We start from the raw sequence: 12,568 nt of genomic DNA on the forward strand, positions 1-12,568 counted from the left end.
CTGATCGGAGCGTCCCCATGCAACGCAGCCGTATGCGGCTCGCCATCTACTCCTCGGCCGCGCTGCTCGCGGTCGGTGGCGGTATCGGCGCGGCGTTCGCCGCCACCGACGGCGGCACGGGCAGCCTCACCGCGTCGTTCGCCAAGGACAGCGACTGGGGCACCGGCTACCAGGCGCACTACACGATCAAGAACGGCACCGACGCGCCGGTCAACGGCTGGCAGCTGGTCTTCGGCCTGCCGTCGACCGCGAAGCTCGGCAGTGTCTGGGACGCCGCGGTGACCACCAGCGGCAACGTCGAGACCGTGACGAACGCGGCGTGGAACCCGACGATCCCGGCCGGCGGCGAGATCTCATTCGGCTTCGTCGTGGCCGGCAAGGGTGACCCGGCCAGCTGCACGATCAACGGCGCGTCCTGCACCGCCGGCGGCGCGACCGCGGCCCCCACGGTGACCGCGACCGCCACCGCGACGGCCACCGCCAAGCCCACCGCGACGCCCACCCGGACCGCCACCAGCCCGGCCCCGACCAGGACCGCGACCGCGACGCCGACCGCCACCGGCGGCACCGGCTCGGCGAGCGGGGTGCTGGTCGCGCCGTACGTCGACATGGGTGTGCTGTCCAACGGCGGCACCCTGTCCGCGCTGGCCGGCGGCGGCAATGTGAAGTCGTTCAGCCTGGCCTTCGTCACCGCCTCCGGCTGCAAGGCGAGCTGGTTCGGCGCCTTCGACCCGCGGGCCAGGCAGTTCGCCGACCAGATCGGTGCGATCCGCTCGGCCGGCGGCGACGTCAAGGTCTCCTTCGGCGGCGCCACCGGCGTCGAGCTGGCCCAGGCCTGCACCTCGACCAGCGCGCTGCAGGCCGAGTACCAGGCGGTCGTCGACGCGTACGACCTGAAGTACATCGACCTGGACATCGAGGGTGCGGCCTCGGCCGACACCGCCTCGATCAACCGCCGCTCGACCGCGCTGGCCGGTCTGCAGAAGGCCAACCCGGGCCTGAAGATCTCGCTGACCCTGCCGGTGCTGCCGGAGGGCCTGACCGCGGACGGTCTCAACGTGGTCAAGTCGGCCAAGAACGCCGGCGTCGACCTCGACCTGGTCAACATCATGGCGATGGACTACGGCCGGTCCGGCCAGGACTACGGTGACCTGGCGATCCAGGCCGTGAAATCGACCAAGGACCAGATCAGGTCGATCTACGGCAACAGCGACGCGGCGGCCTTCAAGATGGTCGGCGTCACCCCGATGATCGGCAAGAACGACGACAGCGGCACGTTCTCCCAGAGCGACGCCAGGGACCTGGTCGCCTTCGCCAACGCCAACCACGTCGGCTTCGTCTCCTTCTGGGAGATGCAGCGCGACAAGAACGCCTGCCAGGGCGCACTGTTCCAGTGCACCAACATCAGCCAGACGGCGTTCGAGTTCTCGAAGATCTTCGCAGGATTCAAGGGCTGACCGATTTCGTACGACGTGAGCGCCGCACCCTGGAGGGCATCGGGGGGTGCGGCGCTCACGTCGTACCACCGTCATCGGGTGGTGACCCTGGTCCTAGGCGAAGCCGCGGCCGGCGTCGGCGATCGCGTCCCGGGCGAGGTCCCAGAACGTGAGGTCGGGGCGGCGCTCCAGCCAGACGTTGAGCGATACGCGGAGCACGGTGAGGAAGGTGGCGGCGATCAGCCGGGACCGCATGCCGATCGGGTCGGCGGCACCGAGTCGGGCCGCCAGCTCGTCGGCCAGGCCCTGCTCCAGCGCGGCGAACGTCTGCACCTGGGTGGCGGCCAGCGAGGGATGCCGGCGGACCAGCCGGCTGCGCGCGATCCACTCCGGGTCCAGATCGCCGAGCTCACCGTAGAAGGCCTCGGCCGCGCTGCTCAGCGCCTCCCACGGGGATGTCCCGGCGGGCTGCTCGCGGACCTTGCCGGCGAGCAGGCGCATCCGCTGCAGGTCACCGTAGAACAGCGCCTCCTCCTTGTTGGCGAAGTAGTTGGAGAAGGTACGCCGGGAGACCCCGGCCTCGTCGGCGATCGCCTCGACGGTGATCCGGTCCGGGCCGTGTTCGAACGCCAGGCGCAGCGACGCCTCGTGCAGGGCCTGGCGGGTGGCCGCCTTCTTCCGCTCCCGCAGGCCACCGTCGTCGCTCATGCGTGGCAGCCTACCGGCGACCTGCATCACTTCCCAGTGAGAAAGTTTGCCCAGTGCGCAACACTGGCCGATAGTGGGAAGTGCAACCCACTACCCGAGGAGCCGCCATGTCCGCGTCGCGCTCAGAGCCGGGAGCGATGACCCACCGCGAGATCCTGGAGGCCCTCTCCGGCCTGCTTCTCGTGCTCTTCGTCGCGATGTCCAGCTCCACCATCGTCTCCACCGCACTGCCGACCATCATCGGCAAGCTCAACGGCACCCAGACGCAGTACACGTGGGTGGTCACCGCCACCCTGCTGACCGCCACCGCGTCCACCCCGATCTGGGGCAAACTCGCCGACCTGTACAGCAAGAAACTGCTGGTCCAGATCTCGATCGTGGTCTACGTGCTGGGTTCGATCGTGGCCGGCCTGACGCAGAACACCGAGCAGCTGATCGCCGCCCGCGCGTTCCAGGGCCTCGGCATGGGCGGCGTGCAGGCGCTCGTCCAGGTCGCCATCGCCGCGATGATCCCGCCCCGCGAGCGCGGCCGGTACAACGGTTACCTCGGCGGCGTGATAGGCCTGGCCACGGTCGCCGGCCCGCTGCTCGGCGGCATCATCGTCGACACCGACTGGCTCGGCTGGCGCTGGTGCTTCTTCATCGGCATCCCGATCGCCATCGTCGCGCTCATCGTGCTGCAGCGGACTCTGCACCTGCCGGTCGTCCGCCGGGCCGACGTGAAGATCGACTACCTGGGCGCCACCCTGATCGCGGCCGGCGTCAGCGTCATCCTGGTCTGGGTGTCGTTCGTGGACAACTCGTTCGGCTGGCTCTCCTGGCAGACCTTCGCCATGGTCGGCGCCGGTCTGGTGCTGCTCGCACTGGCCACCCTCGTCGAGTCCCGGGCCGCCGAGCCGGTCGTTCCGCTGCCGATCGTCCGGCAGCGCACCACCGCCCTGGCCATCCTGGGCAGCCTCGCGGTCGGCATGGCGATGTTCGGCGGCGCGGTCTTCCTGGGCCAGTACTTCCAGATCGGCCGGGGCTACAGCCCCACCAAGGCCGGCCTGCTCACCATTCCGATGATGTTCGGCCTGGCGCTCGCCTCGACGATCGCCGGCCGGCTGATCACCCGCAGCGGCAACATCAAGCCGTACGTGGTGACCGGCACGCTGGTCCTGGTCGCCGGCTTCGGCGGGCTCTCCGTCCTCGACCACGACACCCCGCTCTGGTACGTCGGGATCGCGATGTTCCTGGTCGGCGCGGGCGTCGGCATGTCGATGCAGAACCTGGTGCTCGCCGTGCAGAACACGGTGGCGCTCCGGGACATCGGAGCGGCCTCGTCGACCGTGGCGTTCTTCCGCTCGCTCGGCGGCACCATCGGGGTGTCGGTGCTCGGTGCGGTGCTCGCCCGTCGGGTGGCCGACTCGATGACCGACCAGCTCAGCGCCCTCGGGGTGCCGGCCGGGCAGTCGAGCTCCGGGGTGAGCGCGCTGAACCTGGGCAGCCTGCCGCCGGCGATCCAGCACATCGTGCGGGTGTCGTACGGCGACGCGACCGGGCACATCTTCCTGATCTCGATGGCGATCGCGGTGGTCGGGGTGATCGCGGCGGTGGCGATGAAACCCACCAAGCTGCGGAGCACTGTGGATCTTGCCGCTCCGGCCGCGACGCCGGAGCCGGCGGCCCTCGGCGCGAAATAGACATATCAACTGTTATGCGGGCGTCCGGGATCTCCGGGCGCCCTTTCCGCGATTCAGATCACGGCACGGAACCGGAAACTCTCCGTTGACGGAGAGCTAACCTCGGATAACGGAGTGCTGATCATCCACGTTTTCCTCAGCCCCGGAGCGGCACGGTCGATCAGTCCAGCGACCTGGGAGAGGAGAACCGCACGAGATGGACGCCGAGACCCTGTCAGCAGTCCTCCTCACCATCGAGGACCGTCGATCCTGGGATGCCACGGCCGAGCTGGCCCGCACCATCGACCTGGAGCGGATCGCCGTCGGCCTGGGCGACGAGTTGCTCGCCGCCCGCGCCCGGCTCTGCCAGATCAACATGCGGATGCGCTGCGGCGACGTGGCCCGGGCCGCCGAGGAGATCTGGCACGTGCACCAGTGGGCGGTCGACCACGACGCCCGCCGGCTGCTGGCTCGCACCCACCTGGTCTGGGTCACCATCCACCTGCACCTGGGCGATGCCGAGCAGGGGCTGGAACACGCGGTGCTCGCCGTCGAACTGCTCGACGACAGCGCCACCGAACACATGCAGGTCTGGCACCGGACCAAGCTGGCCGACGCACTCTACTTCGCCGGTGATCTGGACGCCGCCCGCGAACGGTACACGCAGGCCGAGCAGATGGCGCAGCACCTCCAGTCACCCGCGCTGACCAGCGTGCTGAACAACTTCGCCTACGTCGAGGCCAGCACCGGCAACCGCGAACGTGCCGAGGCGCTGGCCGACCGGCTGCAACAGCTGTCCGCCGAATCGGGCATCCCGCTCGAGCCCGCGTTCCTCGACACGATCGGCTCGATCCAGGTCAGCAACGGAAACTACGCGGCCGCCGCCGAGACGATGCGGATCTGCATCGCCCGGCACGCCGAGGGCAAATGGGACGACGCCAACGACATGGCGCAATACCTGGTCACCCTGGCCCAGGCTCAGCGCGGCCTCGAGGAGCTGGCGCCGGCCCAGGCCAGCCTCGACGAGGCACGCCGGCTCTGCATCGAACGTGACCTGGGCGAGAGCCTGGTCCGGGTGCTCCAGGAGCAGGCCGAGCTGTTCGCCGCGGCCGGTGACTTCGCGGCCGCGTTCCACGCGCACAAAAACTTCTTCGAGATGCACCACCAGCAGCAGTCGCTGCAGAAGGAGGCCCGCGCCCGGACCCGGCAGGCGATGTTCGAGACGACCGAGGCCCGGCAGGAAGCGGAACGCTTCCGGGAGCAGGCCCGGCGCGATCCGCTGACCGGACTGCACAACCGGCGGTACGTCGACGAGCGGTTGCCCGGGCTCATCGAGACCGACCGGTCGCTGGCGGTGGCCCTGGTCGACCTCGACCACTTCAAGCAGATCAATGACCTGCTCTCGCACGACGTCGGCGACCGGGTGCTCGTCCAGGTCGCCCAGGTGCTGGCCGGTGAGGTCGCGGCCGCCTGCCCGGACGGTTTCGTGGCCCGGATGGGTGGCGAGGAATTCCTGGTCGTCCTCCCCGACACTCCGGTACGCCGGGCGGCGACCGTGCTCGACGCCATCCGCCGGGCCGTCCGCGGCCAGCACTGGGCACCGATCACCAGCCACCTGCCGGTCACGGTGAGTATCGGCATCGCCGGTGTCGGCGAGCCGGCCACACCCGGTCAGGCACCCCTTCTGTCCATTGCGGACGGTCGTCTGTACGCTGCCAAGCGGGGCGGACGTGATCGGGTGGTCTCCGGCGCCGGCCTCCTGGGCTGCGTCGACCACTTCTCGGCCGCCTAACGATCAAGCGTCGGGGCTAGGCTGGACGGACTGTCGAAGATCGACGGTCCGGCGCAAGGAGGCGGTCGTGCAGGACGGTGACAACTCCGCACCCCACGAGGTCGCGCCACCCGGCGTGAACATCAACGTGCCGCACTCCGCCCGCATCTACGACTACTGGCTCGGCGGCAAGGACAACTTCGCCGTCGACCGCGCCGTCGGTGAAGCGATGATCCAGGCCATCCCCGGCATGCGCTACATGGCCGGGGAAAACCGGAAGTTCGTCCACCGCGCCGCCCGCGACCTGGTCGCCAAGGAGGGCATCCGGCAGTTCCTCGACGTCGGCACCGGCATACCCACCCGGCCCAACCTGCACGAGATCGCGCAGAAGATCGCCCCCGAGACCCGGGTGGTCTACGTCGACAACGACCCGATCGTGCTGGTCCACGCCCGCGCGCTGATGCTGAGCAGCCCCGAGGGCCGCAGCGAATACATCAGCGCCGACATCCGCGACCCCCGCTCGATCCTCGACGACAAGGTGCTCACCGACACCCTCGACCTGAGCAAACCGGTCGGGCTCACCCTGATCGCCATCCTCATGCTGCTCGCCGACGACGACGATCCGTGGGGCAAGGTCGCGGCGCTGCGGGACGCGATGCCGTCCGGCAGCTGCCTGGCGATCACCCACCCGACGGCGGACTTCAACCCGGACGAGGTCGGCCGGGCCGTCGCGGCGGCGACCGGTGCGGGGATGACGCTGGTCGCCCGCACCCGGGACGCGGTCGCCCGCCTCTTCGGCGACTGGGAGCTGCTCGAGCCGGGGCTGGTGCCGGTGTCGTCATGGCGGCCGGACATCGAGGCGGACGATCCGCAGGCGGCCTACTACTGGGCCGGGGTGGCCCGCAAACCCTGACGTGCCATCAGGCTCTTCCACGCACATCGCCTGAGGCGCACAAGGATCGGCCCCGCCCACTGCCCGGGCGGGGCCGATCCGCATCACTCGGTGAAATCCCGCGGCCGGCGGCACAACCCCTTGAATCGCCGGCCACCACTCACTCCCACACCCTGACGAACCCCCGGCGGACAACCGTTACCGGGTAGGACCGGGTGGGTGGCCCAGCACGGGGAACCGGGCCAACCACCCGGCGTCAGACGGGCGTCCCTCGACACCCGAGCCTCAGCCGTACACCGGCGACCTCTGCCGGGCGTATCTCGCGACACCCCCCGTCGCCACCTGGTCTGTCGCGAACCGCCGTCAGACCGGCGTGTCCCGCAGGACCCGCAGCCGGGTCCGCTTGCCGACCGGTGGCACCGGCACGCACCCGGCCCGGATCAACACCTCGCGCACCGCGCCCTCGCGGCCGTCCGGGTCGACCACGATGCCCTGCACCGCGAGCCAGACCTCGCCCTCGTGCGGGATCGGCCGGTGCCGGTCGACGCGCACGACGCGCAACCGGATCGGACCGATGCCGTAGCAGTAGTCGGCCTCGGCGAACTCGTGGACCGGCCAGCGTGGCCGGCTCGGCCGCAGCCGGTCGTCACGGACCCGCGGCGCCGAGGCCATCCACCTCGACCGGGCGTGCGGATGCGCCACGGAACGATGCCCGTGACACCGAACGAGCTCACTCACCCGCGTCGGACTCATCCTCCTCTGCCGGCGGCTCGGCGGTGGAGACCCCGCCGGGCCGACTCAGTGTGTAACGCCCACCGCCGAACCGCTGTGACACCGTGCTGGCCCGCGACGACGCGGCGACCACGTCATCGGTGATCGCCGGGTCGCGATGGACCGGCGGCGGGTTGCCCCGGCGCGGATTGTCGGCCGCGCCGGGGTCACCCGGTTCGGGATGTTCCGGGCCGATGTTGGGAATCGACACGCTCGTCACCTCTCGCTCGGACGCCCCCGCCAGGGAGCCTTTTGCGCCGGTGCCGCAGACGTCGCTCCGCGACCGACCCGTCACCCTCGGAGTTAACTCTGAGTAACCCTCCGCGGATGAACTCACGTGCGTTATCATGCTCAGAATCCCGTGACTACGCAAGGCCAGATGCACGTGCATTTGCATTCCCGCCGGAATTAGCCATGTGGACACACCTCCCGGGTCGATCGGCGACCCGGGCGAACCGAGGGAGCTTGGAATGACCTACGTGGTCAACGGCATGCCTGCCGGTCAGCTGCAGGGCGTGACCTGGCAGAAGAGCCGTCGCAGCAACCCGAGTGGCAACTGTGTGGAGTGCGCCGTCCTGCCCGGCGGCGACGTCGCCGTGCGCAACTCCCGCGACCCCGAGGGTGCCGCGCTGATCTACACCCGGGCCGAGATCGAGGCGTTTCTCGGCGGGGTCCGGGACGGGGACTTCGACAACCTGGTGGCCTGAAGGCCACGGTGCGCCCCGGCCGTGGTCGCCGGGCGTGCAGAGAAAGCGGTCCGGCCGGACTGAACCGGCCGGGCCCTGACCCAACGGGTACCACCGGGCCCGCACACGGGGCCGGCACAAGCAGGAAGCGCGTCGCCGGGCGAAACAGGCGGCCCCGACGCGCCTGCGCCGTGCGCACCGGATGCCGCCGTGCTCCCTCCGAGCGCACGGGATGCCGACGTGCCCACGCCGTGCGCACCGGACGCCGCCGTGCTCCCTCCGAGCGCACGGGATGCCGACGTGCCCGCCCCTGCGCACCGGATGCCGCTCCCGCCCCCTCCGCACCGGATGCCGCCGCACCCGCGCCCTGGGCACCAGATGCCGCCGCACCGCGCCCTGGGCACCGGATGCCAACGCGCCTGACCCCTTGCGCACCGGATGCCGACGCGCTGAGGCTCCGATCCCGCGCCACCGGCGCCGGTGGGCAGCCGGCCCGGCACGGAAGGCGGGCGCCAAAGGCCCTGAAAGCCACACACACGGCCCAGCACCTAAAAAACGCAGGGCGGGCCGAAGCCCGCCCACCAACCCCGCACAGGGCACGTCCGCCCCCGCCTCAGAGCGGCCGTCCCACCTCGTGCAGCAGCTTGCCGAGGATCTCCGGGGTGTCGTTCGGCGGATCGGCGTCGATGCAGACCCGCTCCATCGCCATCGCGTACTGATCCAGATCCTCGCGCTTGTCCAGGTAGATGGCGCTGGTCAGCTGCTCGACGTAGACCACGTCGGGCAGCTCCGGCTCGGGGAAGCGCAGGATCGAGAACGGGCCGCCGGCCGCCGCGTGCCCGCCCGCGGTGAACGGGATGACCTGCAGCCGCACGCTCGGCAGCTTGGACGCCTCGATGAGCGCCTCGATCTGGGCGCGCATCACCGCGACCCCGCCGATCGGCCGCCGCAGCACCGCCTCGTCGATGACCGCCCACAGCTGCGGGCCACCCGGACGGGTGAGAATCTGCTGCCGCTGCCGGCGCACCTCGACCCGGCGGTCGATCTCCTCGGCGGACGCGCCGGCGTGCCCGAGCATGATCACGGCGCGCGCATACTCCGGGGTCTGGAGCAGACCCGGGACGAACTGGATCTCATAGGTGCGGATGAGCGAGGCGGCCGCCTCCAGCCCGAGATACGCCTGGAACCAGGACGGCAGGACGTCGTTGAGCTGCTGCCACCAGCCGGGGCTGTTGGCCTGCCGGGCCAGGCTGAGCAGCATTTCGCGCTCGGCGGGGCTCTCCACCCCGTACAAGGTCAAGAGGTCGGCGACGTCGCGTTCCTTGAAGCTGACCCGGCCGAGCTCCATACGGCTGATCTTGGAACCGGAGGCACGGATCTCATATCCCGCCTTGTCGCGGGTGATCCCTTTCGACTCCCGCAGCTTGCGGAGCTGGGAGCCGAGCAGAATGCGCAGCACGGTCGGGCCGCCGCCCGCCGCATCCTCCTGCGTGGCCTCGCTCACCTGACTCCTCGTCGCCGCGTCGTGACTGCCGGAATGCAGCCGCATGCATCCTAAAGCGGAGATCGTCTACCGCGAAACGGTGTCCAGCCTAGTCGGCCCGAGCCGATGCGCGCTCAGATGCACGTGCAGACGGCCTTGCGGACGCACTTGATGACGAGCATGATAGCGGAAAGACACGTACCGACTGCTAACGCACACGTACTGGCTGCGATGGCGACGTGCCGAAAATTCTCGGCTGCTCGGCCGTTGCGCTCAGTCTGCTCCGTTCGCAGCGCCCCTGACGCCGCCTCGATAGCTTTTGGAGGCATCGTGATGTCGAGTTGGATGACGTCCACACCGACGGTCACCCCGCCCCAGCGGGATCCGGCGGATGTGGCGCCGGCCGAGAGCTACCGCCCGGCTGACCCGGTCTGGGTCTATCGGGACGGTTGGCGCGCCGGCGTGATCGAGGCTGCCTCTCCGCGCGCGGTCACGGTGACGTATCACCCCGGCACGCATCGCGGCACCGGCGTCGACACCTTCACGGCTCCCTACGTGACCTCCCGCGAGGACGATGACCCGATGCTCGACAACCGTGGACTCCGCCTGGTCCGGCGAAGGCCGCTGGCATGACCGGCGCCGTCACCGTGGCCGCCATCGTCGGCCTGCTGAGCCTCTTCTCCGGGGTCGCCCTCGGGTGGTATCTGCGGCGCACCAACGACTGGTGCCCCACCTGCGGCGAGCAGCTCACCTGCGGCGACTGCAAGATGAGCGTGCACTGGCCCGAGCAGGCCACCGCCAGCCAGCACTAGGTCCGACCGGCGCGGTCACCGGCATCCGGCGGTGCCCGGCCCGTGTAGCTTTGCCGGCATGACGGCGGTGGAGGAGACCCCGGCGGCGGGGTTGGCCCGCGCCTTCGAGTTCCTCGGCCGCCGGTGGAACGCCGAGGTGCTCGGCGTGCTGGAGGGCGGTCCGGCCGGCTTCCGCGAGCTGTCCCGCGCGATCGACGGGATCAGTGACTCGGTCCTCTCCAACCGGCTGTCCTGCCTGACCAAGGCGGGTCTGATCGCGCGTGACGTGGAGGCCGGGCCGCCGGTCACGGTGTCCTATTCGCTGACCGCGGCGAGTCGCGCGCTGATGCCGGCGCTGGGTCAGATCGCCCGGTGGGCCGATCAGCATCTGCCCGGGTGAAGTAGCTCACGGCGTACGTTCATGGCTTTCTGATCTTTAGTAGCTAGCTTTTCAGAAGTGGATACTCTTTCTGAAGCGCGGTCGAGCCTGACCCCCGAGGGCCGCAGCCTCCTGTTCACCGACGCGCGCACCGCCTCCTTCTTCGCACCCACGCCGGTCACCGACGAGGAGCTCCGCGAGATCTGGGAGCTGGCCAAGTGGCCGCCGACGCAGGCCAACACGCAGCCGCTGCGGGTGCTGTTCGTGCGTACCGCCGACGGTAGGGAAAGGCTGATCAAGCACCTCGCCGAGGGCAACCGGGCGAAGTCGCAGAGCGCGCCGGTGGTCGCCGTGCTTGCCCTGGACACCGAGTTCCACGAGCACGTACCGCAGGTCTTCCCGCACAATCCCGGGCTCAAGAACCTTTTCGAGGGCAACGTCGACAAGCGGATCGCGGACGGCACGTTCAGCGCCGCGCTGCAGGCCGGATACTTCATCATCGCGGCCCGCGCGGTCGGCCTCCACGCCGGTCCGATGACCGGTTTCGACAAGGCCGGCGTCGACGCCGAGTTCTTCCCGGACGGCCGCTTCCGGTCGCTGGCCGTCGTCAACCTCGGCCACCCGGCCGAGAACGCGTACCGCGACCGCCTCCCGCGGCTGGACCACGAGACCACGCTCCACTGGGCCTGAGCCTCCTCGGCGGCCCGGTGCTCCACCGGGCCGTCGACCCACCTGCGGCGATACGTCCGTTCTCGCTCACTCCGTAACGCCGCTCTGGCCGCATTCCGGGTTGACCGCCCCCCGTTCGGGGTAGTTTCGATCCGTCCATCCTCGCTATGGAGGTGACGGGGCGTGCTCGAGCCGCGGGAAGAGCGGGAATTCGACGGCATGGTGGCCCGCTTGCGGGACGCCGACCCGGGCTTTACCCGCCGGGTCGACCGGATACACCCCCGGCAACGCCGGCGCTGGTTGATCCTGACCATCCTGCTGTGGACGATCGCCCCGATCTGCCTGCTCTACGGCGGCTGGACGGGCGCCCTGGAAGCGGTGCTGGCCGCCGCGTACGGCGGATGGCTGCTGCGCAAACGCCGCCGGGCGGCGGACGCCCCGTCGTGGCCGTCGTCCACCGACCGCCGGCCCACCGTCTGACTAGCTCCAGCGGTCCCCGGTCAGCCGCTCGTAAACCTCGACATACCGCCCTCGGGTCGCCTGCACCACGTGCTCCGGCAGGTCCGGCCCCGGCTCGGTCCGGTCCCAGTCGGTCTCCCGGGTCGCCCAGTCCCGCAGCACCTGCTTGTCCAGATACCGCTGCACGTCGCCGGGCGCCCACTCCTCGGTCGCCCAGAACCGCGACGAGTCCGGCGTCAGCACCTCGTCCCCGAGGATCAGCTCACCGTCCGCCAGCCCCAGCTCGATCTTGGTGTCCGCGATCAGGATCCCCTTGCCGGCCGCGATCTCCGACCCCCGGCGGTAGATCTCCAGGGTGATCCGCCGCAGCTCCTCCGCCTGGTCCTTACCGACCTGCTCCACCACCTGCTCGAAGGTCATCGGCTGGTCATGCCCGGCGCCGACCGCCTCCTTGGTGCTGGGCGTGAAGATCGGCTCCGGGAGCCGCGATCCCTCGACCAGCCCCGGCGGCAGCGGCACCCCGGAGACGGCGGCGTCCCGCTGATAGTCCTTGAGCCCCGAGCCGGCCAGATACCCCCGGGCGATGCACTCCACCGCCACCATGTCCAGCCGCCGGCACCGGATGGCCCGCCCCGCCCACTCCTGCGGCACATCCGTCGAGGAGATCACGTGGTTCGGCACGATGTCGCTGAGCTGGTCGAACCACCACAGCGACAGCTGCGTGAGGATCTTTCCCTTGTCCGGGATCGGGGTCGGCAGAATCACGTCGTAGATCGAGATCCGATCCGACGCGACCAGGATGAGGTCGCCCCCGTCCGCATAGACGTCCCGAACCTTGCCGGAGTGCAGCAGCTCCACGTGT

At 70.1% G+C, this 12,568-nt stretch carries 15 protein-coding genes; 10 read left to right on the forward strand and 5 right to left on the reverse strand.

Annotated features, from left to right (window positions below; translation table 11 throughout):
• Nucleotides 1-17 precede the first annotated feature (17 nt).
• Complete coding sequence (locus tag ACSP50_RS40300) at nucleotides 18-1,457, forward strand: cellulose binding domain-containing protein (protein WP_014695093.1); 1,440 nt, start codon at nucleotides 18-20, stop codon at nucleotides 1,455-1,457.
• A gap of 93 nt (nucleotides 1,458-1,550) precedes the next feature.
• Here the strand turns inward: ACSP50_RS40300 and ACSP50_RS40305 are convergent, their stop codons facing one another.
• Complete coding sequence (locus tag ACSP50_RS40305; RefSeq protein ID WP_014695094.1) at nucleotides 1,551-2,144, reverse strand: TetR/AcrR family transcriptional regulator; 594 nt, start codon at nucleotides 2,142-2,144, stop codon at nucleotides 1,551-1,553.
• A 107-nt stretch (nucleotides 2,145-2,251) separates the two neighbouring features.
• On the opposite strand from ACSP50_RS40305, the gene ACSP50_RS40310 reads away from it, so the two are divergent.
• The 3 genes from ACSP50_RS40310 (at nucleotide 2,252) to ACSP50_RS40320 (ending at nucleotide 6,489) form a co-directional block, all read left to right on the forward strand.
• Nucleotides 2,252-3,826 (forward strand): MDR family MFS transporter, encoded by a 1,575-nt coding sequence (locus ACSP50_RS40310; RefSeq protein ID WP_014695095.1) that lies wholly within the window; start codon nucleotides 2,252-2,254, stop codon nucleotides 3,824-3,826.
• Nucleotides 3,827-4,022: 196 nt separating this feature from the next.
• Nucleotides 4,023-5,597 (forward strand): GGDEF domain-containing protein, encoded by a 1,575-nt coding sequence (locus ACSP50_RS40315; RefSeq protein ID WP_014695096.1) that lies wholly within the window; start codon nucleotides 4,023-4,025, stop codon nucleotides 5,595-5,597.
• Between the two features lie 127 nt (nucleotides 5,598-5,724).
• Nucleotides 5,725-6,489, forward strand: a complete 765-nt coding sequence (locus ACSP50_RS40320) for an SAM-dependent methyltransferase (protein ID WP_043516434.1) — start codon at nucleotides 5,725-5,727, stop codon at nucleotides 6,487-6,489.
• 342 nt (nucleotides 6,490-6,831) lie between these two features.
• Here ACSP50_RS40320 and ACSP50_RS40325 read toward each other — a convergent pair whose 3' ends face one another.
• A complete protein-coding gene (locus ACSP50_RS40325) occupies nucleotides 6,832-7,170 on the reverse strand; it encodes a hypothetical protein (protein ID WP_231956816.1) in 339 nt (112 codons plus the stop codon).
• 28 nt (nucleotides 7,171-7,198) lie between these two features.
• A complete protein-coding gene (locus ACSP50_RS40330; RefSeq protein ID WP_043513139.1) occupies nucleotides 7,199-7,450 on the reverse strand; it encodes a hypothetical protein in 252 nt (83 codons plus the stop codon).
• Between the two features lie 259 nt (nucleotides 7,451-7,709).
• On the opposite strand from ACSP50_RS40330, the gene ACSP50_RS40335 reads away from it, so the two are divergent.
• Nucleotides 7,710-7,946, forward strand: a complete 237-nt coding sequence (locus ACSP50_RS40335; RefSeq protein ID WP_014695100.1) for a DUF397 domain-containing protein — start codon at nucleotides 7,710-7,712, stop codon at nucleotides 7,944-7,946.
• Between the two features lie 592 nt (nucleotides 7,947-8,538).
• Here ACSP50_RS40335 and ACSP50_RS40340 read toward each other — a convergent pair.
• Entirely contained in the window at nucleotides 8,539-9,429 is an 891-nt protein-coding gene (locus ACSP50_RS40340; protein ID WP_014695101.1) for a helix-turn-helix transcriptional regulator, read from the reverse strand.
• Nucleotides 9,430-9,753: 324 nt separating this feature from the next.
• Here ACSP50_RS40340 and ACSP50_RS40345 point away from each other — a divergent pair, with 324 nt between their 5' ends.
• The 5 genes from ACSP50_RS40345 (at nucleotide 9,754) to ACSP50_RS40365 (ending at nucleotide 11,727) form a co-directional block, all read left to right on the forward strand.
• On the forward strand, nucleotides 9,754-10,041 hold the full coding sequence (locus tag ACSP50_RS40345; RefSeq protein ID WP_231956817.1) for a hypothetical protein: 288 nt from the start codon (nucleotides 9,754-9,756) through the stop codon (nucleotides 10,039-10,041).
• Nucleotides 10,038-10,220: a hypothetical protein gene (locus tag ACSP50_RS40350; protein ID WP_014695103.1), complete on the forward strand. Its 183-nt coding sequence runs from the start codon at nucleotides 10,038-10,040 to the stop codon at nucleotides 10,218-10,220. The genes ACSP50_RS40345 and ACSP50_RS40350 overlap by 4 nt, the downstream gene beginning before the upstream one ends.
• Before the next feature lie 58 nt (nucleotides 10,221-10,278).
• Nucleotides 10,279-10,599 carry a helix-turn-helix domain-containing protein gene (locus ACSP50_RS40355; protein ID WP_014695104.1) on the forward strand — a complete coding sequence of 107 codons (321 nt, stop codon included), beginning with the start codon at nucleotides 10,279-10,281 and terminating at the stop codon, nucleotides 10,597-10,599.
• A gap of 57 nt (nucleotides 10,600-10,656) precedes the next feature.
• Nucleotides 10,657-11,268: a malonic semialdehyde reductase gene (locus ACSP50_RS40360; protein WP_014695105.1), complete on the forward strand. Its 612-nt coding sequence runs from the start codon at nucleotides 10,657-10,659 to the stop codon at nucleotides 11,266-11,268.
• 162 nt (nucleotides 11,269-11,430) lie between these two features.
• Entirely contained in the window at nucleotides 11,431-11,727 is a 297-nt protein-coding gene (locus ACSP50_RS40365) for a DUF3040 domain-containing protein (RefSeq protein WP_014695106.1), read from the forward strand.
• Here ACSP50_RS40365 and ACSP50_RS40370 read toward each other — a convergent pair whose 3' ends face one another.
• Nucleotides 11,728-12,564: a phosphoribosylaminoimidazolesuccinocarboxamide synthase gene (locus ACSP50_RS40370; protein WP_014695107.1), complete on the reverse strand. Its 837-nt coding sequence runs from the start codon at nucleotides 12,562-12,564 to the stop codon at nucleotides 11,728-11,730. It abuts the gene before it with no gap.
• Nucleotides 12,565-12,568 lie beyond the last annotated feature (4 nt).

Source organism: Actinoplanes sp. SE50/110 (genome assembly GCF_900119315.1).
In the GTDB taxonomy this organism is placed as follows: Bacteria; Actinomycetota; Actinomycetes; order Mycobacteriales; family Micromonosporaceae; genus Actinoplanes.

Coding starts and splice junctions, on each gene's coding strand:
- ACSP50_RS40345 (WP_231956817.1), top strand. CDS start 9,754: ATGACGTCCACACCGACGGTCACCCCGCCCCAGCGGGATCCGGCGGAT.
- ACSP50_RS40300 (WP_014695093.1), top strand. CDS start 18: ATGCAACGCAGCCGTATGCGGCTCGCCATCTACTCCTCGGCCGCGCTG.
- ACSP50_RS40350 (WP_014695103.1), top strand. CDS start 10,038: ATGACCGGCGCCGTCACCGTGGCCGCCATCGTCGGCCTGCTGAGCCTC.
- ACSP50_RS40305 (WP_014695094.1), bottom strand. CDS start 2,144: ATGAGCGACGACGGTGGCCTGCGGGAGCGGAAGAAGGCGGCCACCCGC.
- ACSP50_RS40335 (WP_014695100.1), top strand. CDS start 7,710: ATGACCTACGTGGTCAACGGCATGCCTGCCGGTCAGCTGCAGGGCGTG.
- ACSP50_RS40310 (WP_014695095.1), top strand. CDS start 2,252: ATGTCCGCGTCGCGCTCAGAGCCGGGAGCGATGACCCACCGCGAGATC.
- ACSP50_RS40355 (WP_014695104.1), top strand. CDS start 10,279: ATGACGGCGGTGGAGGAGACCCCGGCGGCGGGGTTGGCCCGCGCCTTC.
- ACSP50_RS40315 (WP_014695096.1), top strand. CDS start 4,023: ATGGACGCCGAGACCCTGTCAGCAGTCCTCCTCACCATCGAGGACCGT.